21 protein-coding genes are annotated in these 25,275 nt (G+C 65.5%); 12 read left to right on the top strand and 9 right to left on the bottom strand.

Translation table 11 applies throughout. The features are described from left to right. Nucleotides 1-37 precede the first annotated feature (37 nt). Together AC07X6_RS14950 and AC07X6_RS14955 are read right to left on the bottom strand one after the other, a co-directional pair. Entirely contained in the window at nt 38-460 is a 423-nt protein-coding gene (locus AC07X6_RS14950; protein WP_230540024.1) for a PaaI family thioesterase, read from the bottom strand. 89 nt (nt 461-549) lie between these two features. Further along, on the bottom strand, nt 550-1,707 hold the full coding sequence (locus AC07X6_RS14955; protein ID WP_494791475.1) for a PepSY-associated TM helix domain-containing protein: 1,158 nt from the start codon (nt 1,705-1,707) through the stop codon (nt 550-552). 216 nt (nt 1,708-1,923) lie between these two features. On the opposite strand from AC07X6_RS14955, the gene AC07X6_RS14960 reads away from it, so the two are divergent. From AC07X6_RS14960 to AC07X6_RS14975, 4 genes are all read left to right on the top strand, one after another. Next, a complete protein-coding gene (locus AC07X6_RS14960; protein ID WP_494791476.1) occupies nt 1,924-2,469 on the top strand; it encodes a YbhB/YbcL family Raf kinase inhibitor-like protein in 546 nt (181 codons plus the stop codon). Continuing rightward, nucleotides 2,459-3,280, top strand: coding sequence for a helix-turn-helix transcriptional regulator (locus AC07X6_RS14965; RefSeq protein ID WP_494791477.1), 822 nt, complete (start codon nt 2,459-2,461; stop codon nt 3,278-3,280). The genes AC07X6_RS14960 and AC07X6_RS14965 overlap by 11 nt, the downstream gene beginning before the upstream one ends. A gap of 67 nt (nt 3,281-3,347) precedes the next feature. Next, complete coding sequence (locus AC07X6_RS14970) at nt 3,348-3,686, top strand: hypothetical protein (RefSeq protein WP_474293694.1); 339 nt, start codon at nt 3,348-3,350, stop codon at nt 3,684-3,686. A gap of 92 nt (nt 3,687-3,778) precedes the next feature. Next, the gene (locus tag AC07X6_RS14975; protein ID WP_494791478.1) at nt 3,779-5,935 is read left to right on the top strand and encodes a TonB-dependent receptor; all 2,157 of its coding nucleotides are present in this window, start codon (nt 3,779-3,781) and stop codon (nt 5,933-5,935) included. Nucleotides 5,936-6,115: 180 nt separating this feature from the next. Here the strand turns inward: AC07X6_RS14975 and AC07X6_RS14980 are convergent, their stop codons facing one another. From AC07X6_RS14980 to pdxR, 4 genes are all read right to left on the bottom strand, one after another. Further along, the gene (locus AC07X6_RS14980; protein WP_494791479.1) at nt 6,116-6,784 is read right to left on the bottom strand and encodes a uracil-DNA glycosylase; all 669 of its coding nucleotides are present in this window, start codon (nt 6,782-6,784) and stop codon (nt 6,116-6,118) included. A 145-nt stretch (nt 6,785-6,929) separates the two neighbouring features. Beyond that, nucleotides 6,930-7,946, bottom strand: coding sequence for a lipoyl synthase (lipA, locus tag AC07X6_RS14985; protein ID WP_034782748.1), 1,017 nt, complete (start codon nt 7,944-7,946; stop codon nt 6,930-6,932). A gap of 37 nt (nt 7,947-7,983) precedes the next feature. Next, complete coding sequence (gene lipB / locus AC07X6_RS14990; protein ID WP_070223225.1) at nt 7,984-8,688, bottom strand: lipoyl(octanoyl) transferase LipB; 705 nt, start codon at nt 8,686-8,688, stop codon at nt 7,984-7,986. A 75-nt stretch (nt 8,689-8,763) separates the two neighbouring features. Next, nucleotides 8,764-10,236: a MocR-like pyridoxine biosynthesis transcription factor PdxR gene (gene pdxR, locus AC07X6_RS14995; RefSeq protein ID WP_494791480.1), complete on the bottom strand. Its 1,473-nt coding sequence runs from the start codon at nt 10,234-10,236 to the stop codon at nt 8,764-8,766. A 126-nt stretch (nt 10,237-10,362) separates the two neighbouring features. Between pdxR and AC07X6_RS15000 the strand changes: the two genes are divergently transcribed. Beyond that, nucleotides 10,363-11,568 carry a multidrug effflux MFS transporter gene (locus AC07X6_RS15000; RefSeq protein WP_494791481.1) on the top strand — a complete coding sequence of 402 codons (1,206 nt, stop codon included), beginning with the start codon at nt 10,363-10,365 and terminating at the stop codon, nt 11,566-11,568. Here the strand turns inward: AC07X6_RS15000 and AC07X6_RS15005 are convergent. The 3 genes from AC07X6_RS15005 to AC07X6_RS15015 all read right to left on the bottom strand — a co-directional run bounded on the left by AC07X6_RS15005 (nt 11,561) and on the right by AC07X6_RS15015 (nt 14,755). Further along, complete coding sequence (locus tag AC07X6_RS15005; RefSeq protein ID WP_070257888.1) at nt 11,561-11,857, bottom strand: DUF493 family protein; 297 nt, start codon at nt 11,855-11,857, stop codon at nt 11,561-11,563. The genes AC07X6_RS15000 and AC07X6_RS15005 overlap by 8 nt on opposite strands. 351 nt (nt 11,858-12,208) lie before the next feature. Further along, nucleotides 12,209-14,002 (bottom strand): DUF6600 domain-containing protein, encoded by a 1,794-nt coding sequence (locus AC07X6_RS15010; RefSeq protein WP_494791482.1) that lies wholly within the window; start codon nt 14,000-14,002, stop codon nt 12,209-12,211. A gap of 111 nt (nt 14,003-14,113) precedes the next feature. Continuing rightward, complete coding sequence (locus AC07X6_RS15015) at nt 14,114-14,755, bottom strand: LysE family transporter (protein WP_494791483.1); 642 nt, start codon at nt 14,753-14,755, stop codon at nt 14,114-14,116. A gap of 181 nt (nt 14,756-14,936) precedes the next feature. Between AC07X6_RS15015 and AC07X6_RS15020 the strand changes: the two genes are divergently transcribed. The 7 genes from AC07X6_RS15020 (at nt 14,937) to AC07X6_RS15050 (ending at nt 25,275) form a co-directional block, all read left to right on the top strand. Beyond that, a complete protein-coding gene (locus tag AC07X6_RS15020; protein WP_230540037.1) occupies nt 14,937-15,884 on the top strand; it encodes a DUF808 domain-containing protein in 948 nt (315 codons plus the stop codon). A gap of 84 nt (nt 15,885-15,968) precedes the next feature. Continuing rightward, the gene (gene yiaA, locus AC07X6_RS15025) at nt 15,969-16,400 is read left to right on the top strand and encodes an inner membrane protein YiaA (protein ID WP_230540038.1); all 432 of its coding nucleotides are present in this window, start codon (nt 15,969-15,971) and stop codon (nt 16,398-16,400) included. Nucleotides 16,401-16,442: 42 nt separating this feature from the next. Beyond that, nucleotides 16,443-18,554 (top strand): EAL domain-containing protein, encoded by a 2,112-nt coding sequence (locus AC07X6_RS15030; RefSeq protein ID WP_494791484.1) that lies wholly within the window; start codon nt 16,443-16,445, stop codon nt 18,552-18,554. A 356-nt stretch (nt 18,555-18,910) separates the two neighbouring features. Further along, the gene (locus tag AC07X6_RS15035; protein WP_230540040.1) at nt 18,911-20,569 is read left to right on the top strand and encodes a methyl-accepting chemotaxis protein; all 1,659 of its coding nucleotides are present in this window, start codon (nt 18,911-18,913) and stop codon (nt 20,567-20,569) included. A gap of 25 nt (nt 20,570-20,594) precedes the next feature. Further along, nucleotides 20,595-22,043, top strand: a complete 1,449-nt coding sequence (gene hemN, locus AC07X6_RS15040) for an oxygen-independent coproporphyrinogen III oxidase (protein ID WP_474293718.1) — start codon at nt 20,595-20,597, stop codon at nt 22,041-22,043. Between the two features lie 9 nt (nt 22,044-22,052). Next, nucleotides 22,053-22,823, top strand: a complete 771-nt coding sequence (locus AC07X6_RS15045) for a sulfite exporter TauE/SafE family protein (protein WP_494791485.1) — start codon at nt 22,053-22,055, stop codon at nt 22,821-22,823. A gap of 22 nt (nt 22,824-22,845) precedes the next feature. Next, nucleotides 22,846-25,275: a heavy metal translocating P-type ATPase gene (locus AC07X6_RS15050; protein WP_494791486.1), complete on the top strand. Its 2,430-nt coding sequence runs from the start codon at nt 22,846-22,848 to the stop codon at nt 25,273-25,275.

Here is a 25,275-nt window from a genome sequence, read left to right on the forward strand (position 1 = left end):
ACCCTGCAGGGTACGACCCCAGATTTTGTCCTTCGGGTTATTTGGGATATAAAATCATCTGCGTGCAGCGGAACAGGGCAATCGTCTTGCCCGTTTCCTTGCTTTTCACCACGGCATCCCACACTTGCGTGTTGCGGCCCTTGTGCTCGACCTTGGCCGTGCAGGTGAGCGTGCCTTCACGGGCCGTGCCCAGGTGGTTCGATTTCAGTTCGATGGTGGTGAAATTGTTGGCGCCCTCGGGCAGGTTGACGATGCAGCCATAGCCGGACGCCGTGTCGGCCAGGGTCACCACGCTGCCCGCGTGCAGATAGCCGTTCGGCGCCAGCAAATGCGGCAGCACGGGCAATTCCGCCGTCAGCTGGCCGTCGCCCACGGCCGTGATGACGATGCCCAGGTGGCCGGGCAAGCGGCCCGTGCCGCGTTCATTCAACATTGCTACGGTGATGTCGGGATTGCTCATGCTGGTCCTTGTGCGGGTGAGTCCGGACAGTGGATCTGCCGGAAAATACTATGATGATAGCAACTTTCCCCGCAACGGTTTGACCGCAGCTATTTTTTGCCGCGCCGCCGTTTCCACCACACCAGGGTGCCCGTCAGCAGGAACAGCAAGGGCATCAAACCGAAGACGGTAATGAAGGCGCGTCCGGCCACGCCGAACGCCTGGCCCGAATGCAGGGGGAATTGCCAGCCCAGGAAGACATCGCCGGCCGGCGCCCGCAAGGGATCGCGTATGCGCAGGGGCAAGCCGCTGCGCGCGTCCAGGGTGATGCGGGTGGCGCCGTCGCCGTGGGCGATTTCGCCGGGCTGGCGCACGCGAATCTCGTAGGGCTGGTCCTTTTTCGCCGGCAGCACGATGCGCGACACGCGCGCCTGCGGATACAGCTGCTGCGCGGCGGCCATGGCCTGGCCCGCATCGAGCACGGCGCCGTCCCGCGCCACATTTTTCAATTTTGCCGTGTCCGGCACCGTCGACACGAGTTCCACCAGCGGCACGATCAATTGCGGCAAATTGAAATAGATGCCGGAAAAGGCGAGAATTGCCAGCACGGGCGCGGCAAAAAAGCCCGCCGCCTTGTGAAACGTGTAATTAAAACGGGGCCAGGAACCGCCATGCGACACGGTCAGGGCGCGCTTGATCGCCGTCCACTGCAGGCGCGGCCACCACAGGTAGATGCCGCTCAGGGCCATCAGCAGCAGGGCCACGCCGGAAATGCCCGTGATGGTCTTGCCCGCGTCGCCGGACAATACATAGCGGTGCAAATGAAACATGCCCGACATCAGCAATGGACGCGTGAGGCCGAAGCGCCCCCAGTCGCGCTCGCCTTTGACTTGCAGGGTGTAGGGGTCGACCATCACCTGGCGCACGATGGCCTGGCTGAAGGCAGATGGCTTACCGGCCTGGCGGTACGAGGCCACGTACACGTCGCGCGCGTCGGCGGGCGGATTGACCTGGCTCGGCTTGCCATAGGCGGGATCGGCCGCGAGCCCGTCCACCACCGCCTGCAGCGTGCGCGGCGTCACCTGGAACACCTGGCCAGGCGCGGGCGTGCTCGCCTGCAACAAGGTCGGATTCAGATACGCGTCGAGTTCCGGCATCCAGGCGATGGCGGAACCCGTCAAGCCCAGCAGGACGAACAGGGCGCCGAACCACAGGCCCACGTACAGGTGCAGTTTGCTGAGCAACCACTTGATCGGGCGTCGGGACATGGAAACTTTGGGAAATTTGGGCTGCGGAACGATAGCATGAAAGCCCGACAGTGAAAATCATGCGCGGCCAGAAAGCGGCAAGCCACACAACACGCTCATGCAAACGTCGGAAATAGGATAAAACGAGCGTTTCGGCACCATCAGCGAGCGCATCGGCATCGCGCGGTTATGTTGCGCGACATACACTTTCCCCTATACTTCATCGAAAGGAAAACCATGCCCCCCTCCCGCCTCTTCGCTGCTACCTTGGGCCTCGCTCTGCACCTGGGCGCCCACGCCGCCGGTTTCACGGTGACCAGCACCGACATCGCCCCCGGCCAGCGCCTGGCGAGCGCGCAAGTATTCCAGGGCTTCGGCTGCACGGGCGGCAACCTGTCGCCGCAATTGTCGTGGAGCAACGCGCCGGCCGGCACGAAAAGCTACGCCATCACCCTGTACGACCCGGACGCGCCCACGGGCAGCGGCTGGTGGCACTGGAGCGTGTTCAATGTGCCGACCAGCACCACGTCCTTGCCTGCGGGAACGACAACCGCCACCTTGCCGGCCGGCGCCGTGCAAGGGCGCAACGATTACGGCGACAGCGCCTACGGCGGCGCCTGCCCGCCACCGGGCGACAAGGCCCACCGCTACCAGATCACGGTGTGGGCCCTGAAAACAGACAAGCTGCCGCTGGACCGGCACGCCAGCGGCGCCATGCTCGGCTACATGCTCAACGCCAACGCACTGGGCAAGGCACAGCTGACGGGACTGTATGGCCGATGACATGGAAGCGGTAGCCCTGAGCGAGCTGCGCATCGCCCACGGCACCATCGAGGCACGCCGCGCGCAAACCCTGCGCCGCGTGCCCGTCTTCCAGAGCGCCCTGTGCCGCGTGCGGCAAGGAACGAAATTGCTGGAATGGGGCGCGCGCCAGGCCCATGCCACGAGCAGCGATGTGGTGCTGATGCCGGCCGGGCAGGAACTGGGCGTGGCCAACCTGCCCGGCGCGCAAGGCTACCGGGCGGAAGTGCTGAGTTTTTCGCCGGCCCTGATCGCCCGTTTCCGCGCGCGCCACGGCGGTCTCGTCGACAACCAGCTGCGCCAGGCGGCCACGGCCAGCCTGTGCGTGCCGCTCGATGCCCACGCGGCGCTGGCCTGGGACCAGCTGACGGCCAGCCTGGCCAGCAGCACACCGCCCGCGCTGCTGGCGCACCAGGCGGAAGGCTTGCTGCTGGCCCTGGCACTGGGCGGCCATTGCGGCCCGCTGTTGCTGGACCGCCGCGATCCGCTGGCCGCGCGCGTGCAGCAAGTGCTGCTGCTGGATCCGGGCGCCGACTGGAGCGTAGCCAAGGTCGCCAGCCATCTGCACCTGGGCGCCTCGACCCTGCGCCGCCAGCTGGCCCTGGAACGGCGGCATTTCCGCGCCATCCTGGAAGACGTACGGCTGGGACTGGCCTTGCAGGAATTGCAATCCGGCATCTTACCCATCGGCGACATCGCGGCCGCCTGCGGCTACGCCTCGCCCTCGCGCTTCGCGGCCCGTTTCCGCCAGCATTACGGCCTGTCGCCGCGCGAGCTGCGTGCCACGCTGTAAGGGCGCGCTGGCGCAAATCACGCAACAAGCGCTGACAAGGCGGCGATTTTCTTGCTACTATGCGCCCATGTCTTCCCGCCAGCCATCCCGCAAGCCTTACCCGGCGTCCGCCCTCGCGCGCACGCCGTGGCAGCTGTGCGTGGCGCTGTTCAGTGCGCTGGCCCTCGTGTTCCTGCTGTCGACGGCCGCCTCGCACCTGCACAAGACGACGCTCGACGCGGAAGAGTGCGCGCTGTGCGCCACGGTCATCGACAAGGTGGCCGACATCGCCGTGCCGCCGGCCATCGCCGAGCCGCCCGCCCAGTTACTGCCGTACCGCCTGCTGGCCCTCGCGCCCGCTACCCTGGCGCCCGTCGCCGCCCTCGTCCTGCCGCCCGTGCGCGGCCCGCCTGCCGCCTCACTGTAGTTCCCACGCTGTTTTTATCCTTTTCAGGCTGCCCCTTGCCGCACTTTGATGCGCGCCGGGCCGCCTGGCGTTGACTATTTTCGAGGTTTACCATGCAACACACACCACGCCTGAGCGCGCTGTCGCTCGCCCTTGCCAGCCTGTTTACCGTTTCCGCCCACGCCGCCGAGCCGGCCGAAGCCAGTAGCGATGGCGCCCCGCCAGAAATGCAAAAGGTGGAAGTCACCTCCGCCCATCTGAAAAGCGCGCGCATCGAACTGTCGCCGAAAGTCGGCACCACCATCTACAGCATCGACAGCCACATGGTCGACATGCTGGGCCAGGGCGACAACACGCCGTTCAATGAAGTGCTGCTGCGCCTGCCGGGCGTGTCGCAGGATTCGAAGGGTTCCGGCGCCCTGCACGTGCGCGACGACCATGCCAACGTGCAATATCGCATCAATGGCGTGCAGTTGCCCGAAAGCATCAGCGGCTTTGGCCAGTCGATCGACACGCGCTTGATCGACAAGACGGATTTCATGACGGGCGCCTTGCCGGCCCAGTTCGGCCTGCGCACGGCCGGCATCGTCGATATTGAAACGAAGGAGGGCGGCTTGAGCCCTGGCGGGCGCATCGGCATCATGGTCGGCAGCCACGACCACGTGGAGCCGAGTGCCGAATTTTTCGGCAGCGTGGGCAAGTTCAATTACTACCTGTCCGGCAGCTACCTGGGCAATTCGCTGGGCGTGGAAAACCCGCAAGCCACGCGCAGCGCCCTGCACGACAAGACGCGCCAGAACAAATCGTTCGGCAGTCTGTCGTATTTCCTCGATGACAATACCCGCCTGGGCGCCATGTTCGGCACGTATAACGGCCGCTTCCAGATCCCGAACAACCCGGACCAGGCGCCGGCATTCAGCTTGGCCGGCCACAGCGATGCGCAGGCGGGCACGTCCACGCTGCCGTCGTCGCAGTTGAATGAAAACCAGCGCGAAGTGAACCGTTTTCTCGTGCTGTCGCTGCAAAAAAGCCTGGGCGACGTGAATTACCAGGTGTCGGCCTTCCACCAGTATTCGGAACTGCATTTCACGCCTGACGCCATCGGCGACCTGATCTACAACGGCGTAGCCTCGGACTCGCGCCGCGCCAACAGCGCTTCCGGTGCCCAGTTCGACATCAGCTACAAGCTGCACCAGGACCACACCGTGCGCGCGGGCCTGGCCTACACGCGCCAGAAGACGACCAGCGACAACACGGTGGCCGTCTTCCCGAGTATTGACGGGGCGCAAACCTCCACCACGCCGGTCAGCATCCTGGACAACAGCGGCAAGACGGGCACCCTGGCCAGTGTCTACCTGCAGGATGAATGGCATATCAGCAAGCCATTGACCCTGAACTACGGCGTGCGCTTCGACAAGGTCTCGGCCTACACGAACGAGCAGCAATGGAGCCCCCGCGTCAACCTGGCGTACCAGATCGCGCCCGGCACGGCCCTGCACGCGGGCTATTCGCGCTACTTCACGCCGCCGCCGCAGGAACTGGCCGCGCAGGGCAGCATCGACCTGTACGCGAACACGACGAATGCGCCGGAAATCGGCCAGTCCGACAACGTCAAGGCCGAGCGCACGCACTACTATGACGTGGGCATCAGCCACCAGGTGAGTTCAAAACTGACCGTGACGGCCGATGTGTACTATAAAAAGATCAACAACCTGCTCGATGAAGGCCAGTTCGGCCAGGCATTGATCCTGACCCCGTTCAACTATGCGGATGGCTATGCCAAGGGCCTGGAATTGTCCGCCATCTACAGCGAGAAAAACTGGGGCCTGTTCCTCAACGCCAGCACGCAAAAGGCGCAGGGGCGCAACATCAATTCGGGGCAAGCCCTGTTTGGCGCCGATGAGTTGAACTACATCAGCAAGAACTATGTCTACCTCGATCATGACCAGAAATACACGCTGTCGGGCGGCGGCCATTATCACTTTGGCGACTCGCAAGTGAGCGCTGACTTCCTCTACGGCAGCGGCCTGCGCATGACACCGGATGGCGGCGCGCCGAATTCCGGCCATTTGCCGAGCTATTTCACCGTCAACACGGCGCTCACGCACACGTGGAAAAACACGCCGCTCGGCAAGGTGGAAGGACGGCTGGCCCTGATCAACCTGTTCGACAAGTCGTACCTGCTGCGCGACGGTTCCGGCGTGGGAGTGGGAGCGCCGCAATACGGTGCCCGCCGCAGCATTTACGCGGGCCTGTCCACCAGTTTTTAACACCTGACAGTACCTACTGCGCGACGTGGGGCGCGGCCTCCGATGCTCACTGTGCTAAAGCACAGCTGCGCTTCTCGGCCACGCCGCACATCCGCTCGCTACGGTTCTGTCCAGGTGTTGTAAGTCGCGCGAAGACAGCGGCAGGGAGCAACGCCTGCCGCTGTCGGTTGCCGTCAGGAATCAGTCATCACCCCAGGCGATAGGCGCCTGGCCATGCGCCTGCAGATACGCATTCGTCAAGCTGAACGGCTTGCTGCCAAAGAAACCTTTGCTGGCCGACAATGGCGAAGGGTGGGGCGCCACCAGCACCAGGTGCTTGCCGGGGTCGATCAGGCTGCGCTTGGCTTGCGCCTGGCCGCCCCACAGGATGAAGACCAGGTGTTCGCGCTCGGCGGACAGGTGGCCGATGGCGCTGTCCGTCAGCTTTTCCCACCCCTTGGCCGCGTGCGAACCGGCCGCTCCCGCGCGCACCGTCAGCACGCTGTTGAGCAGGAACACGCCTTGCTCTGCCCAATCGGACAAATCCGTGCGCGTGCGCACCGCGCCCACGTCGCTGTGTAATTCCTTGAAGATATTCTGCAGGCTAGGCTGCGGCGGCGTGCCTTCGGGAATCGAAAAGCACAGCCCCATGGCCGCGCCCGGCGTGTGATACGGGTCTTGCCCCAGGATCACGACCTTGACTTGCCCGAACGGCGTCAGGTCGAAGGCGCGAAAGATATATTTGCCGGGCGGACAACACGGCCCCGCCGCGTACTCTTCCTTCACGAAAGCGGCCAGGCGTTCCCAGTAGGGCTGGGCAAACTCCCCCTCCAGCCGCGCCTTCCACGATGCGTCGATGCGTACGTCCATGCGTCACCTCATAGCCTATTCGTCAACCATGCTTTTTCAGCATGCCAGTATAGAACGCCCAGCCGGATGAGACGCATACGATTCGAACAGGCAAAAAAAAGCCGCCCGGCTTTGCAGCGGGCGGCTTTGATGTGGCGCAAGCTGCTTAGAAATTCAGCGCCGATTCCACGCCGGCGCTGTGCGCCTGTTCATCCGCGTGGTACGAGCTGCGCACCATGGCGCCCACGGCGGCGTGGGTGAAGCCCATTTTATAGGCTTCCTCTTCGAACATTTTAAACACGTCCGGGTGCACGTAGCGGCGCACGGGCAGGTGGCTGTTCGATGGCGCCAGGTACTGGCCGATGGTCAGCATGTCGATGTCGTGCTCGCGCATGTCGCGCATGACTTGCAGGATTTCCTCGTCCGTCTCGCCCAGGCCCACCATGATGCCGGACTTGGTTTTGACGTCCGGGTACATGGCCTTGAAATCTTTCAACAATTTCAGCGAGTGCATGTAGTCGGAGCCGGGACGCGCTTCCTTGTACAGGCGCGGCGCCGTTTCCAGGTTGTGGTTCATGACGTCAGGCAAGCCATCCTTGAACAAATTCAACGCTTTTTCCAGGCGGCCACGGAAGTCGGGCACCAGCACTTCGATGCGGGTGTTCGGCGACAGGGCGCGCGTTTGCTGGATGCACTCGACGAAATGGCCGGCGCCGCCGTCGCGCAAGTCATCGCGGTCGACGGAGGTGATGACGACGTAGTTCAAACGCAGCTTGGCGATGGTTTTCGACAGGTTGGCCGGCTCTTCCTTGTCCAGCGGGTCCGGGCGGCCATGGCCGACGTCGCAGAACGGGCAGCGGCGCGTGCACTTGTCGCCCATGATCATGAAGGTGGCCGTGCCCTTGCCGAAGCACTCGCCGATATTCGGGCAGCTGGCTTCCTCGCACACCGTGACGAGCTTGTTTTCGCGCAGGATATCCTTGATTTCATAGAAACGGGTCGAAGCCGACGCGGCCTTGACGCGGATCCAGTCCGGCTTTTTCAGGCGCTCGACTTGCTCGATCGGAATGATCTTGATCGGGATGCGCGAAGTCTTGCTGGCGCCTTTTTGCTTTTCGCTCGGGTTGTACGCAGGAGCGGCAGTAGCGGCGGGGGCGGTGCTGGAAATGGTCTCAGAAGTCATGGCTGCAAGCCCTTGACGGGCATGTTGGTTTGTTTGCTCAGGCATCCGCTGCCTGAGGCGCGCCTGCGGCGCTGTTTACTTCGCTTACATCGAGTAATACGGTCAATTCCTGGGCCAGGGCCCGCTGCACCTCGGCCAGCGGCGCCACCACGCCCATGCTGCGCATGTCCACCGTCTTCAGGCCGGAATAGCCGCAAGGGTTAATCCAGGAAAACGGCGCCAGGTCCATCGCCACGTTGAGCGATACGCCATGGTAGGTGCAGCCGTTGCCGCGCACTTTCAACCCCAGCGCGGCGATCTTCGCACCCTTGTCTGGCCCGCCGGCAATATAGATGCCAGGCGCGCCATCGATGCGCTCGCCAGCGAGATTATACGCCGCCAGCACGTTGATGATGGCTTGCTCGATTTTATGCACGAACTGGCGCGCATACAGCTTGCCGCCCGGCTTGTTGCGGCGCAAGTCCATCAGCAGGTAAATCACCACCTGGCCGGGGCCGTGGAACGTCACTTCGCCGCCCCGGTCCGTCTGCACCACGGGCACACTCTCGGCGCCGGCCAGCAGGTGGCCGCGGTCGGCCGCCAGGCCCAAAGTAAATACGGGCGGATGCTCGACGATCCACAGTTCGTCGCGCGTGTCGGTCGTGCGCGCGTCGGTAAAGGCGCGCATGGCGGCAAAGGTCGGCTCGTAATCGACGCGGCCCAGCTCGCGGATCAGCGCCGTTTCGGTGCGGGTGGTGGTCATGACGGATTCTGTAATCAGCTGCCGGCGCCCTGCGGACGCTGCGGCGAAGCCGTGATTATAAGCCAGGCCGCCGTTTCATTCAGCCGCGGGCGCCGGCGGCAGCAGCAATCTGCCCAATTTTTGAGCAGCATGGCGTATCTGGGCCCCATTCAGGGCCGTGTAGCCGAGCAGCACGGCCGGCGCCAATTTTGCGCTGTGGCAAAAGTCACCGAGCGGCTGCAGCGCCAGCCCCTCCTGCGCCGCGCGCGCGCAAAAGGCCCGCTCGTCAGTATCCGGCGGCAGCCACAGCACGCAATGAAAACCCGCCTGCTGGCCGGAAATCGCGTAACGCCCGGGCGCCGTCTGCTCGAGGCAGGCCAGCAGCAGGTCGCGCCGCTCCTTGTAGGCCAGCCGCGCCTGGCGCAGATGGCGCACGAAGGCGCCTTCCTCCATCCAGGCGGCCAGCGCCAGCTGTTCCGTCACGCCCACGGAGCGGCCCGTCAACTGCACGATGCGCAGCAGTTGCGGGCGCAAGGCGGGCGGCAGCACCATGAAACCCACGCGCAGGCCGGCAAACAGGGTCTTATTAAAACTGCCACAATAAATCACGCGCTGGTACTGGTCCAGCGCCTTCAGGGCCGCCAGCGGCGCGCTCTGGTAATTGAATTCGCTGTCGTAATCGTCTTCCACCACCCAGGCGCCGCTGTCGTTCGCCCATTCCAGCAAGGCCAGGCGGCGCGTGACGGACATGGTCACGCCCAGCGGCGACTGGTGCGCCGGCGTCACGTAGGCGAGGCAGGCGTCCGTGTGCGCAGCCAGCGCGGCGCAATCGATGCCTTCGGCGTCGACGGCAATGTCCACGGGCACGGCGCCGGCCAGGGCGAACAGGGCGCGCGCGGCCGGGTAGCCCGGTTCTTCCAGGCACACCTTGTCGCCCTCGCGCACGATGCTGCGCGCCAGCAAGTCGATCGCGTGGCGGATGCCCGTGGTGACGACGATGTCGTGCGGATCGCAGCGGATGCCGCGGTACTTGGCGAGGAAGTCGGCAATCTGCTGGCGCAGCTGGGGCAAGCCGGCCGGCTCGGCGCTGCACAGCTGCTCCGGCGTGGCGGCGGCCAGCGCCCGCGTGGCGCATTTGGACCAGGCGGCCATGGGAAACAGGCTGGCGTCGGCGCGCCGGGCCACGAAGGGCAAGCCGTCGCGCACGCCCGTGTCCGGGGCGGGCGCGGGCACGCTGGCCGGCGCGGCCTGGGCGGCATCGGCAAATCCCGCCATCAAAAAACGCTCCGGCACCACGGCGCACACGCGCGTGCCGGAACCGGGCACGCGCGTCACGTACGCTTCCGCGTGCAGGCGGTCGAACACGGTTTCGATGGTGCCGCGCGACAACTCCCACCGTTCCGCCAGGGTGCGGCTCGATGGCAGCCGGCTGCCGGCCGGCAGCATCTTCGTCAGGATGGCCGAGCGCAGCGCTTCATACGCGCCATCCTGCTTGTTGACGCCTGCCTTGTCGAGCCAGCTGGTCGGGCGAGGCAAGTCCAGGGCGTGTGGTGATTTTCCTCGCGGCATGATAATCGTCCAAGTGGTCCAATGAATTTTCTGATGACTGGCACTTCGCATTACACCACAACCATCCTATTCTCACCGTTCCGGTGCGCCAGCGGGGCGCATCATGCAATCTTACGTTTGGAAAAAATGGTCAAAAACACATCCCTGCCGCTGTGGGCCTGGGGCGGCATCGTGCTGCTGCTGGTCTGCCTGTCGCGCATCAGCATCGACATCTATTTGCCCTCGCTGCCGGCCATGGCCGACGCCCTGCATGCCAGCGATGCCCAGCTGCAACTGACCCTGAGCCTGTTCATGGCCGGCTCGGCCGCTTCGATGCTCGCTTGCGGGCCGCTAGCCGACCGCTACGGGCGCCGTCCCGTGCTGCTGGCCGGCACGGGTATTTTTGTGCTCGCCAGCATCGCCTGCACCGTGACTTCCGACGTACACGTGCTGATCGCCGCGCGCGTGCTGCAGGCGTTCGGCGGCTGCAGCGGCACCATCATCGGCCGGGTCATGGTGCGCGACCGCTTCGACCCCGCCACGCAGGCGCGCATGCTGGGGCAAATCTCGATGGTGATGGGCTTGTCGCCGATCCTGGCGCCGCTGGCCGGCAGCGTGCTCGACGCGGCGTTCGGCTGGCGCGCCGTGTTTGGCGTGCTGTGCCTGCTGGGCGCACTGTCGCTGTGGCTGATCGCCGCGTACGTGCCGGAAACCAGGCCGGCCAGCGTCGTGCCACAGGGCAATACCCTGGCGCTGTACCGCCGCCTGCTGGGCGACGCGTATTTCCTGCGCTATGCGCTGGCCATCGGCTGCGTGTATTGCACGTATTTCCCGTTCATCGCGGAATCGTCCGTGCTGTTGCAAAGGGGCATGCACCTGTCGCCCGGCGCGTATGCGCTGGTGTTCGGCCTGACGGTGAGCGGCTATATCGCGGGGTCGAGCCTGTTCCGCGCGCTGGGACCGCGCCTGGGCGCCGATCACATGCTGGGCGTGGCGGTACTGATCAATGTGGCGGGGGCGGCCAGCCTGTTGCTGGCGGGTACCTTGGCGCCGCAGCACGTGGCCTCGCTGGTGGCGCCCATGCTGCTGGTGATGGTGTCGGTGGGCATGGCGATTCCCGCCTGCCAGCTGGCCGTGCTGCAGCCGTATGGCGCCCAGGCGGGCAGCGCCTCGGGCCTGTTCTTCTTCGTGCAGATGGCCATTACGGCCGCCTGCGGCGCCGTCATCGCCGCCATCACGGATGGCAGCGAAAAACCGCTGCTGTGGGTGACGGCGGCGGCCAGTGGCGCTTTTGCCGCCGTCTGGCTGCTCACGAAGAGCCGGGCCAGCGTGGCGGCAGCCAGCCTTACATGACGATCTTCACCATCGGGTGGCCCGACAGCGCCATGTACAGGGCGTCGAGCTGCTCGCGGCTGATGGCGCGCACGGTGACGGTCAGGCCCGTGTAATTGCCCTTGCCCGATGGGCGCTCTTCCATGCGGCCAGCGTGGAAGGTCGGATCGTGGCTGATCACCAGTTCCAGCATGGTCGGCGCGAAGTCGACATGCGTCGGGCCCATGATCTTGATGGGAAAATCGCTCGGGTATTCGATCAGCGATTCGCTGGGAGGAATCGTCACTTCGGTCGGTGGGGTGGTTTGCATGGGAAATCCAATCAGTGCCGGTCAGAACAGGCGGCGCAGCGTACATCGCGCGGCGGCTGCATAAAAGCGTATTGTAGCCAACTTTGGCGGCACTTGCGCCCGCCGCCATGGCGCCAAGGGCGCGGAAAAAAAAAGCCAGCTGGGTAAGCTGGCGAAAAACTATTTCGTTTGGACAAAATAGCCGGAAAATCGGTGCTGTCAGCCGCGTCGGCATTGCGCTGTCTTGCAATGACGCCACTGTAGACAAAACACCGCGGCTTGACCGCTGAAATGTGACGAACTGTCGGTTTGGCGGCTTGAACGTCGATAATCCATGACCGGACGGACAAGCGGCCAGCGCCAGCGGCCCGTTCAGCGCTCCGCTTCCTGCATCCGGCCACCGCGGCCAGGCCCGCCGCGCTCCTTGCTTCTTTCATTGCCTCTTTCATTGCCCCGTTCATGATTCCTGGCACGCTCGCCGCCGCGCGCTTCCTGTGCCGGGCCGGCGGCAGGGGCCGGCATCGGCGGCGCGGGCCGCGGCTGGGCCACGGGCGGCGGGGCAGGCAAGGACGGCGGCGCCGCCGTCTGCAGCACTTCGCGGCGGGGGCCACGCTCTCCGCGCTCTGCACGCTCCCAGCGGCTGCCGTCCGGGCGCGGCTGCGGCCGCTCGGCGCGGGACCGCTCTTCACCACGCCAGCCGGGACGGGCCACCGGATCTTGCACCGGTGGCAAGGCCGGCACGGCCGGCATCACGGGCTGGGGCGGCACGGGCGGCTGCTGAGGCTGCTGAGGCTGTTGCGGCACGGGCGGCCGGTTCGGCTGCATGGGACGCGGCGCCAGATGCGTCTGCCCATCGTCCGTCTGCAAGCGGCCGGGACGGTTGCCCCAGTCGCGGCGGAAACCGTCTTCCTGGCGCGGCATCCCCGCGGCGGGGCGCTGCCAGTTGCCCGCCGGCGCAGGCGGCGTGCTCAAGGGCATGCTTTGCAGCACGGGGGCGGGCATGATGGTGCGGTGACGGCGCGGCACGTCGACCGTGCGCGACCCGCCAAAACGCTCGCCCGGCAGCATCGTCATGCCTTCGCGGCGTTCGCGTTCGCCCGCCACGGATCGGCGTCCTTCCGCCACGCGGTTGATGCGGCGTTCATACTCCGCGCTGGCGCGGTAGCCCGGCACGTAGCGCTCGTGCGGCGACAGGGGGAACCAGCCCACGCCGGGGCGCTGGCCGTGATTGCCGCCGACCCAGCCCACCAGCGCCGGCGCCCACGGCACGCGGCCGCGCTCGCGCCCCGGCGCCCAGCCCCAGCGCTGGCCCAGCAGCACCCAGCGGCCGTAGTGCGAGGGCGCGTAGCCCCACGGCGCATTGTCGACCCAGGTCCAGCCCCACGGCGCGATCCACGTCCAGCGCCCGTCGCTGTACGGCGCCCAGCCGGCCGGCACGCTGCTCGGCAGCCACAGGGGGCCGTATTCCGCATCGTCCTGCCAGGCGCCGTAGCGGTCCAGCTCTTCATAGCCGGTGGTATCGTCCGTGACATAGCGCAAGGCCGGCGCCGCAGCGGGCAAGGCTTCGGGCCAGTTGTCAAACGCCACGCGCTGCACCGCGCCCGTGCGCAATTCCTCATCCGTCAGCTCGGCGCGCTTGCCTGCACGCAAGGTGACGCTGCCCGTCGCGCCATCCACGTCGGCCGCCCCTTCGAGCACGCTGACGACGCTGGTGCCGGGCTGACGTCCCGCTTCGATGCGCACCCAGCCCGGCTGGGTCAGGCTCACGCGCGCCTGGGCCGTGGTCAGTTCGAAACCGCGCAGCGCGTCCGGGTTGCGCACGCGCACGCTGACGGTGCCATAGCTGAGGTGCAATTTGAAACTGTCGTCATCGAGCTCGCTCACTTCCAGCTCGGAATCGCCATCGAGGCGCACGGCGGCCGCGCCCACGCGAAACTCGGCCAGCGCGCCGCGCATGGTGCTGAGCCGGTTATCCGTCGTGACGGGCCAGTTCAGCAAGGCGTTTTGCGCCTCGCCATCGCCGGCGCGCACCAGCACCTGCCCTTCGACGGTGGAAATACGCCCCACGCGGGCGGGCGGGTCCTGCGCCAGGGCCAAGGCGCACGCCGACGACAGCAGCACGGCGCACACGGTGTTCAGCAGGGGGAAAGACAGGGTCGGACGCATGGCGCGCTCCAAGCAGGACGGACAGAAATGAAAGATGGACAACAGCCCGATTACATTCCTATCGGGCCGGCATCGCAAGCGGGCTTACAAATGTTTGCATGTTGACCTGGCTCAGGATGCCGCCTGGCTGCCGCGCTTGACGAAGAACAAGGCCGTGCCGACGGCCATCAGCAAGCCGCCGAAGAAGCGGTTCTGCTTTTTCACCGCCTTGGCATCGCGGAAAAAACGCTGCATCGACGACGCTAAAAAGGCGTAGCTGTGCATGACGATCTGGTCGATCGTGCACATGGTGACGGCCAGGATCAGCAATTGCGGCAGCAGCGGCGCTGCCGGGCTGATAAATTGCGGCAATACCGCCACCATGAAGATGATGCCTTTCGGGTTCGTCACGTTGGTCAGAAAGCCCGTCAGCACGCGCCGGCCCATGGAAGGCACCACGGCGTCGGCATGCAGGTCGCCCGTGACGGCCACCTTGGCGCGCCACTGCGACAGGCCCAGGTAGATCAGGTACAACGCGCCCACCGTCTTGACGATATTGAACGCCACTTCGGACGCGAGCAGCAGGGAACCGACCCCGGCGCCGGCGATGCCCAGCACTACCAGCAGCCCCAGCTGCAGGCCCAGAATCGTGGCGCTGGCCTTTCTGACCCCATACGACAGGCCGTGCGACATCGACAGCACGGCGCCCGATCCCGGCGAGATGGCGATGATGGAAGCGGCGACGACAAAGGCGATCCAGGTGGCGAAGTGCATGCGGTGTCCAGAAAATGGTGATAAGAGGCAATTTTAACCCGGTCAGTGCGGCCCTGCCGGCCTTCGCTGAGGTAAGATCAGGGTCGTGCTTTTCCTTGCCGTACAACCAAGAACAACATCATGAAAAACAATACTTTCCAAGCTCCAACATTCCCTGCCACCGCCACGGGAGCGCGCTGAGATGGCCGGCTCCAGCCTGCTGGCCCTGCTCGACGACATCGCCAGCATCCTCGATGACGTTTCCCTGATGACCAAGGTGGCCGCCAAGAAGACGGCCGGCGTGCTCGGCGACGACCTGGCCCTGAACGCGCAGCAAGTGGCCGGCGTGCGCGCCGAGCGCGAATTGCCCGTCGTCTGGGCCGTCGCCGTCGGTTCGCTGAAGAACAAGGCCATCCTCGTGCCCGCCGCGCTGGCCATCAGCGCGTTCGCGCCGTGGGCCATCACGCCGCTCTTGATGGTGGGCGGCGCCTACCTGTGCTTCGAGGGTTTCGAAAAGATCGCCCACAAATACCTGCACCCGGACGACAGCCACAAGGCCGAGCTGGCGCAGGCGCTGCGCGACCCGCAAGTCGACCTCGTGGCGCTGGAAAAGGACAAGATCAAGGGCGCCATCCGCACCGATTTCATTTTGTCGGCGGAAATCATCGTCATCGCCCTGGGCACGGTGGCCACGGCCACCTTCGCCGAGCAGGTGGCCGTCGTCGTCGGCATCGCCCTCATCATGACGGTGGGCGTGTATGGCCTGGTGGCCGGCATCGTCAAGCTCGACGACGCGGGCTTTTACCTGGCGGCGCGCAAGGGCGCGGGCGCGCTGATGGACGGCGTGCGCGGCTTTGGCCGCATGCTCGTGTCGGCGGCGCCGAAACTGATGAAATTCCTGTCCGTGGTGGGCACCCTGGCCATGTTCATGGTGGGCGGCGGCATCCTGACGCACGGCTGGCCATGGGCCAGCGCCATGCTGCACCACGCGGAAGAAGCCGTCGGCGGCGTGGCCGGCATCGGCCCCGTGCTGGCGGCCGTCACGCCCAGCCTGATCAACGCGGTGGCCGGCCTCATCGCCGGCGGCCTGGTGCTGGCCGGCGTCACCGCCGTGTCGGCTTTGTTGCGCATGATCAAGCCAAACAAATAGACTTTCTGGTCTGATGGGGCGGCAGGCGCATCCGTGCCTGCCGCCCCGGCCATGCCGGCGGCGCCCGCTGCCCCTGGAGACCCTATGCAGACTTCCCCCGCCCCACGCCCCAGCAGCGCCTTCATCGGCGCTTCCTGGGCGGCATTGCTGATCGGCATCGTCACTTATCTGTCCGGCCTGTGGAACGCCGGCATGGCCCTCAACGAGAAGGGCTATTATTTTACGATCCTCATGTACGGCCTGTTCGCCGCCATCTCGCTGCAAAAATCCGTGCGCGACCGCGCGGAAGGCATCGCCGTGACGGGGATCTACTTTGGCTTGTGCTGGATTTCCGTCCTGCTGGCCTTGCTGCTGCTGACGGTCGGGCTGTGGAACGCCGCCCTGCAAAACAGCGAAAAGGGTTTCTATGCCATGGCGTTTTTACTCAGCCTGTTCGCCGCCGTGGCCGTGCAAAAGAACGTGCGCGACGTGGCGCGCGCGGCACCGGCCACCTCTGCCGAGGTACCGGGAACTTAAATAGCGGCGGCGCATCTATCCCTGTATCCATGTCGGGAGGGGATGATGGGCGACCAGCAGAAACGTTTGCAGATGGCACTGGAGGCGGCGCACATGGCCATCTGGGATTCGCGCATCGTCGATGGCCAGGTCATCGACGGCACGGTCAGCTGGTCGGCCAAGGGCGCTGCCTTGCTGGGCCTGGAAGAACGCACCCTGACGCAGCCGTTTCGCAGCTTTCTCGACTGCGTGCACGCCGGCGACCGCGACAAGGTGATCAAAGTGCTGCAGGACGGCGTGCGCCGGCGCGAAGGCTACGCCCTGCAATACCGCGTCATCTGGCCCGATGGCAGCGAACACTGGCTGGCGGCCAAGGCGCAAGTGTTCATGGATGACGCCGGGCAACCTGAACGCACCCTGGGCATCATCTGGGATATCACCGAGCACATGGCGCGCGAGCTGATGATTGCCGAGCGCAAGGAACTGGCCGAAGTGACGCTCAGCTCCATCGGCGACGGCGTCATCACCACCGATCCGCAGGGCAAGACGCGCTACCTGAACCGCGTGGCCGAGCAGTTGACGGGCTGGAGCAACGACATGGCGCGCGGCCTGGACATCGCCCAGACCATGCCGCTGGCCGACGAGCGCACGGGCGAAGCGCTCGAGCACGTGGCCCTGCGCTGCCTGCAACAGCGCCAGGCCATCGGCATTTCCCCCCGCGCGCAACTGGTCACGCGCGACGGCCGGCGCATCGCCATCGAGGAGTCGGCCGCGCCGATCTGGTCGCGCGACGGCGCCATCCTCGGCGCCGTCGTCGTGTTCCGCGACGTCAGCCACGAACGCAAGCTGAGCCAGCAACTGTCGTGGCAAGCCACGCACGACGCCCTGACGGGCCTGATCAACCGGCGCGAATTCGAACACCTGGTGGCCGGCGCCCTGCACACGGCCAAGCAGGACGGCCACGTGCATGCGCTGCTGTACCTGGACCTGGACCAGTTCAAGGTCATCAACGACACCTGCGGCCACGGCGCCGGCGATGTGCTGCTGCAATTGCTGGCCAAGATGCTGCAGGGGCGCATGCGCGACAGCGACATCCTGGCGCGCCTGGGCGGCGACGAGCTGGGCGTGCTGCTGCCCCACTGTCCGCTCGAGCACGCGCGCCTGGTCGGCGAACAGCTGCGCCAGTCCATCCGCGAATTCCGCTTCGCCTGGGACGAACGCAGCTTCGAGCTGGGCGTGAGCATCGGCATCGTGGAAATCAACCAGGACAGCAAATCCATGAGCGAGCTGCTGAGCGCCGCCGACCAGGCTTGCTACCTGGCCAAGGAGCAGGGCCGCAACCGCCTGCATGTGTATCAGGAGTCCGACGTCATGCTGGCGCAGCGGCACGGCGAAATGCTGTGGATTTCGCGCCTGAACGAAGCCTTCGAACACGATTATTTCCGCCTGTACGCCATGCCCATCGTGCACCTGCGCGACCATCCCGAACACCACGACGAAGTGCTGATCCGCATCCGCAACAGCAAGGGCGACCTGATCTTGCCGGGCGCCTTCATCCCCGCCGCCGAACGCTACGACATGATGCTGTCCATCGACCGCTGGGTCATCCGCGCCGTCTGCGCGCATATCCAGAGCGTGCGCGACAGCCTGCCGCCGCTCGAGGCGCTGGCCGAAAGCCGGCGCCGCAGCCCGGCCCTGTATTCCGTCAACCTGTCGGGCCTGTCGCTGGCCGATGCCGGCTTGCACGACTACATCACCGGGCAGTTCGTGCAGTTTGCGATTGCGCCCGAGCAAATCTGCTTTGAAATCACGGAAACGGCCGTCATCGCCAACCTGCCCAAGGCGCAAGTGTTCATGCGCCAGCTCAAGGCCCTGGGCTGCCGCTTCTCGCTCGACGACTTCGGCAGCGGCTTTTCCTCGTTCGGCTACCTGAAGGCCCTGCCCGTCGACTACCTGAAGATCGACGGCGTCTTCGTGCGCGACATCGCCACCAATGCCATCAACCGCGCCATGGTCAAGGCCATCAATGAAGTGGGCCACGTGATGGGCCTGCAAACGGTGGCCGAATACGTGGAAGACGCGGAAACCCTGGCCATCATCCGCGAACTGGGCATCGATTACGCGCAAGGCTACGCCGTCGGCAGCCTGCGGCCGCTGACGGCGGGCGTGGATTAAGAGCCTATCCCGGTAGATGAATACATCCCCTGCTGGCGCCCGTCAGAAGCGGGGACTGCGTTGCTCGTCGTCGCGTGGCTCGCCACGCGTCCTCCTCACGCCTTGTCCGCGCTCCTGATGCGCTGCCAGCAGAAGACGCTCCCTACCGGGATAGGCTCTAAGCGCCGCCGACAACCAGTAGCTTTAAAACAATGCCGCATTGCTATCGCTAAATGCGTGCAAGCACGACCAATCTGGAGGATTTTGATCTACATCAATAAATTTGCGCAGGCGACTCCTTACACTGATCTCCATTCTTGCAATCGTGCAAGTCTTACTCACCAATTGCTCATTTAACCGATCAGGAAGCCGCGACCATGCGACAAAATTTGCCAGTGACTAACCGTGAAGTCCTCGTCTTGGACGATCAGGCCATCGTGTCGAAAACGGATATGAACGGCAATATCGTCTACGTGAATCCCTACTTCAGCCAGGTCAGCGGCTTCAGCGAGGCGGAGCTGCTCGGTTCGCCCCAGAACATCGTGCGCCACCCGGACATGCCGGCCGAAGCGTTTGCCGACCTGTGGGCCTCGATCCAGGCCGGCACGCCATGGACGGGCCTGGTCAAGAACCGCTGCAAGAACGGCGATTTCTACTGGGTGCGCGCCAACGTCACGCCCATCCGCGAAGCGGGCAAGACCATCGGCTACATGTCCGTGCGCGTGAAGGCGGACAAGGACCAGGTCAAGGCGGCCGAGGAAGCCTATGCGGCCATCCGCAACAAGGAAGGCGGCAACATCGTCATCAAGCACGGGCAGATCGTGCGCCCGGGCCTCGCGCACCTGCTGCACAGCCTGACGCACATGTCGCTGAACCTGCGCATCTGGGCCGCCACCTCCATCGTCAACTGTTTGCAATTGCTGGTGTGCATCATCAGCCTGTTCGCCAGCGGCGGCAAGATCACCAATTACGCCATCTTCGGCGCCACCCTGTTCGGCTTCCTGATCAACGTCTTCCTCTGGTACACCTTGCGCATGTCCGTGCTCCAGCCGCTGGGCAAGGCATTGAACGGCGCGCGCGCGATTGCCGCCGGCGACCTGTCGGGCAGTTTCGAAACGGACAGCACGGATGAAATGGGGCAATTGCTGCGCGCGCTGCAGCAAATGAACAGCAACCTGATCGCCACCATCCGCGACGTGCGCATCAACGTGGAAACCATGGCCGTGGCCACCAAGCAAATCGCCGTCGGCAATATGGATCTGTCGGGCCGCACGGAATCGCAGGCGGCCAGCCTGGAAGAGACGGCGTCGAGCATCGAGGAATTCTCGTCGACCGTGAAACAGAACGCGGACAACTCGGTGCAGGCCAATGAACTGGCCGTGGCCGCCTCGAAAGTGGCGGTGCAGGGCGGCGAAATCGTTGCCGAAGTGATCACCACCATGGACGACATCAATACCTCGTCGAAGAAGATCGTCGACATCATCGGCCTGATCGAAGGCATCGCCTTCCAGACCAACATCCTGGCCCTGAACGCGGCCGTGGAAGCGGCGCGCGCCGGCGAGCAGGGCAGGGGCTTCGCCGTGGTGGCGGGCGAAGTGCGCAACCTGGCGCAGCGCTCGTCCGTGGCGGCCAAGGACATCAAGCAGCTGATCGAAATTTCCGTCGGCAAGGTGGGCGCCGGCATGCTGCAGGTAAACCGCGCCGGCGCCACCATGGAGCAGGTGGTCAGCTCCGTCAAGCAGGTGACGGCCATCATGCAGGAAATTTCCATCGCCTCGCGCGAGCAGAGCATCGGCGTCGACCAGGTCAACCAGGCCATCGCCCACATGGACCAGGTGACGCAGCAGAACGCGGCCCTGGTGGAAGAAGCCGCCGCAGCCGCCACGCGCCTGGCGGAAGAAGCGGCCAGCCTGTCGCAAGCCGTGAGCCTGTTCAATTTCGGCAAGATGCCGCCACCGCGCCGCGTTGCCATGCCCGGCGGCAAATCGGGTGCCGCAAACGCCGGCAAACCCGCCATGAAACGCCTGGCCGCCTAAACCTTTCAAGACATCAAAACACATCATGCCTACACTACTCAGCAGTGCTTCCGCCGAACTCGATGCGGTCGTCGAATTCGACCCGGTCATCATCGGCAAGATGAGCCAGTCCGGCCCCCGCTACACGTCGTATCCGACCGCCGACCGTTTCAATGCCGAATTTGGCTACGGCAACTTCCTTGAAGCGCTGGCCGCACTGCGCATGCGCGGCGGCCGCCGTCCGCTGTCGCTGTACGTGCACGTGCCGTTCTGCGACACCCTGTGCTACTACTGCGCCTGCAACAAGATCATCACGAAAGACCGCAGCAAGGCCGCCACCTACCTCAGCTACCTGAAGCAGGAAATCGCCATGCAGGGCAAGCTGTTTGCCGGCATGAACCACATCGAACAGCTGCATTTCGGCGGCGGCACGCCGACTTACCTGAGCGAAAAGCAGATGGACGAGCTGATGACCCACCTGCGCCAGCATTTCGAGTTCGCTTCCGATGAAGATGGCGAATATTCGATCGAAATCGACCCGCGCACGGTGTCGCGCGAGCGCGTGTTTTCGCTGCGCGCGCAAGGTTTTAATCGCATCAGCCTGGGCGTGCAGGATTTCGACGCGGACGTGCAAAAAGCCGTCAACCGCATCCAGCCGGAAGCGGAAACGGTGGCCATCATGCAAGCGGCGCGCGACGCCGGCTTCCGCTCGATCAGCATAGACCTGATCTACGGTTTACCCAAGCAAAGCCTGGAGACGATGACGGAAACCTTGCGCAAGGTCATATCGGCCAGCCCCGACCGCATCGCCCTGTACCACTACGCGCACATGCCGCACCTGTTCAAGCCGCAGCGCCGCATCCTCGACGCCGACATGCCCGACAGCGCCACCAAGCTGGCCATGCTGGGCCTGTGCATCGCGCGCCTGACGGCCGCCGGCTATGTGTACATCGGCATGGACCATTTCGCCAAGCCGACGGACGACCTGGCCGTGGCGCAGCGCCAGGGCCGTTTGCACCGCAACTTCCAGGGATACTCGACGCGCGCGGAAGCGGACCTGATCGCCTGCGGCGTGTCGGCCATCAGCTCCGTCGGCGCCGTCTACAGCCAGAATGAAAAGACGCTCGACGCGTACTACGAAAAACTCGACGAAGGCGTGCTGCCGATCGCGCGCGGCATCAAGCTCGATACGGATGATTTATTGCGCCGCATCATCATCCAGATGCTGATGTGCAACTTCGAATTGTCGATCGCCACCATCGAGCAGGCGCACCCCGTCAAGTTCCGCAGCTATTTCGCCGCCGAGCTGGAAAAGCTGCGCGAACTGGCGCGCGACGGCTTGCTCGTCATCGAGGAAGACTGGCTGACGGTGACGCCGAAAGGACGCTTGCTGATCCGCAATATCTGCATGGTCTTCGACCGCTACCTGACCCTGGCCCGGGCCAACGCCACGCCGGATGCGCCGCAGCCGCTGCGCTACTCGAAAACGGTGTAACGCCGCCCGATGAACGCCCTGAGCCTCCTGCCGCTGTTCATGGTCGGCCTGGCCGGCAGCGTGCACTGCATCGGCATGTGCGGCGGCATCGTCGGCGCCCTGTCGATCAGCGGCGGTGCACCGGCAGCGCCAGCGCGCCCCGTGATCGCCATCGCCGTGGCGCGCCCCGCATTGCAGACAACCTTGCAGGCGAACGTGCTGCGCGTGCTCGCCTACAACGGCGGGCGCATCGCCAGCTACATGCTGGCCGGCGCACTGGCCGGCAGCCTGGCGGGCGCGGGCATGCTGCACCTGGCTTCCCTGCAAGTGGCCGGCTACTGGCTGGCGAATCTGATGCTGGTGGCTTTGGGCCTGTACCTGATGGATGCCTGGCGCGGCCTGGCCCACCTGGAAGCGGCCGGCAACGTCGTCTGGCGCCGCGTGCGGCCCCTGCTGAAACCGCTGATGCCGATGGATACCCCGCTAAAAGCGCTGGCCGTGGGCGGCCTGTGGGGCTGGGTGCCGTGCGGCATGGTCTACAGCGCGCTGCTGACGGCCATGATGCAAGGCTCGGCCCTGAGCGGCGCGGCCGCCATGGGCGCCTTCGGCCTGGGCACCCTGCCCACCCTGCTGGGCATGGGCTTGCTGGGCACGCGGCTGCGCGCGCAGATGCAGCGCCGCCCCGTGCGCATCGCCAGCGGCTTGCTGGTGCTGGGTTTTGGCTTGCTGGGCCTGCTGCGCGCCGCGAATGGCGTCTCGCTGGGCTGGCTCGACGCCCTGTGCGTGACGGGCCATCCATGAAAAGACGCATGAAAACAAACCTATGAATGCTGTTCTACAACCATCCGCCTGCTTCCATTGCGGCTTGCCCGTGCCAGGCGGGTCGAACTGGAACGTCACCATCGACGACGTGCCGCGCGCCATGTGCTGCCCCGGCTGCGAAGCGGTGGCGCAAACCATCGTCGACATCGGCCAGAGCGCCTACTACCGCGACCGCGACGAATATGCCGTCAACGCGGCCGGCGCCGCCATGGTGCCGCCCGAACTGCGTTTGTACAGCAATGACGATGCGCAATTCGCGCGCGACGCCAGCAGTTGCGAAGCAACGCTCTCCGTCGAAGGCATCCGCTGCGCCGCCTGCGTCTGGCTGATCGAGCGCCAGCTGACGCGCCTGCCCGGCGTGCAGGCGGCCAGCCTGAACGTCGCCACGGAGCGCCTGTACGTGCGCTGGAGCCGCGCCGAGTGCGAGCCGGGCGACATCTTGCAAGCCGTGCGGCAAGTCGGCTACACGGCCTATCCGTACGACGCCGTGCGCCATGGCGAACGGCTGCAAAAGGCCAGCAAGACGCTGGGCCGCCAGCTGTTCGTGGCGGGCCTGTCGATGATGCAGGTCATGATGTACGTGGCGCCGTCCTACCTGGCGGCCGAAGACGGCACGCTGGACGAGAATATGGCCAGCCTGATGCGCTGGGCCAGCCTGCTCTTGACCTTGCCGGCCATCTGCTATTCGGCCATGCCGTTCTTCCAGGGCGCCTGGGCCAGCCTGCGCGCGCGCACCCTGGGCATGGACGTGCCCGTGGCGCTGGGCATCCTGGCAGCCTTCTTCGGCAGCCTGGTGGCGACGTTTACGGGCCGCGGCGAGGTGTATTACGACTCGGCCACGATGTTCATCTTCCTGCTGCTGTGCAGCCGCTATTTCGAGCTGCAGGCGCGCCGCAAGGCGGCCTCGGCGCTGGAACGGCTGCAGCACGCCTTGCCCGCGTCTGCCTCGCTGATGGCGGGCTTCCCAGACAACCGCGCCACCACCCTGGTGCCGGCCGGCAGCCTGGCCATCGGTGACGTGATTCTCGTCAAACCGGGCGAGGCGATCGCCGCCGACAGCGTCATCATCGAAGGCAACAGCGCGCTCGATTTATCGCTGCTGACGGGCGAGAGCGCGGCCCAGCGCAGGAAAATGGGCGAGCGGGTGCCGGGCGGGGCCATCAACGCCAGCGCGGCATTGATATTGCGCGTGCTCAAGCCGGCGCGCGAAAGTACCTTGTCCGATCTGCTGAAACTGATCGAGCGGGCCGGCAGCGGCAAGCCGCAGATCGCGCAGTGGGCCGACAAGGTCGCCGCCTGGTTCGTGCTGGGACTGCTGCTGTTCGCCGTCGCCGTGTTCGCCTTCTGGAGCTGGCATGATGCGGCGCAAGCGTGGCCCGTGGCGATTGCCGTGCTGGTCGTGTCCTGCCCCTGCGCGCTGTCTCTCGCCACGCCGACGGCGCTGGCGGCCGCCACCGACAGCCTGCTGCGGCGCGGCGTGCTGATCGTCCAGCCGCACGTGCTGGAAACCCTGCACCGCGCCACCCACATCGTCTTCGACAAGACGGGGACATTGACGCTGGGCCGGCCCGTGCTCAAGCAGATCGAGGGCCTGGACGGCATGACGGAAGACGCTTGCCTGCAGGTGGCCGCCGCGCTGGAAGCGGGCAGCGCCCATCCGCTGGCGCAGGCGATCCTGGCAGCAGCGGGAGAAACACCGCGCATGCTTGCGGAACAATTACAGGAAGTGCAGGGCCAGGGCCTGGAGGGTATCGTCGACGGCGTGCGCTACCGCCTGGGCAATGCGGCCTTTGTCGCCGCCGTTGCCGGCCCGCCGCTGGGCGACACGGCCGTCGGCATGCAGAGCATGACGCCGCTGTACCTGGGCACGCAGGGCCGGTGGCTGACGCGTTTCCTGCTCAGCGACGCGCTGCGCCCGGAAGCGCGCGACGTCGTCGCGTATTTCCACCGGCGCGGCAAGCAGGTCGTGCTGCTGAGCGGCGACCAGGAAGCGCTGACGCAAAGCGTGGCGGCGGAGCTGGGCATCGCCACGGCCTGCGGCGAGTGCCTGCCCGATGAAAAGCTCGACTTCGTGCAGCAATTGCAGGCGACGGGCGCCGTCGTGGCGATGGTCGGCGACGGCATCAACGACGCCGCCGTGCTGAGCGGCGCCGACGTCTCCTTCGCCATGGGTTCCGGCGCCGCGCTGGCGCAGGCGCACGCGGATACGGTGCTGCTGTCGAGCCAATTGGTTTCCGTGCTCGACACGGCGAAAACGGCGGCGCGCAGCATGCGCATCATCCGCGAAAACCTGGGCTGGGCCACGCTGTACAATCTGACGGCCATCCCGGCCGCCGCGCTGGGCTTTTTAAACCCCTGGCTGTCCGGCGTCGGCATGGCTGCCAGCTCGGCCGTCGTCATCGCCAACGCCCTGCGCCTGCGGAAAGCCTGA

The organism is Janthinobacterium sp. GW460-12-1-14-LB5, assembly GCF_059423585.1.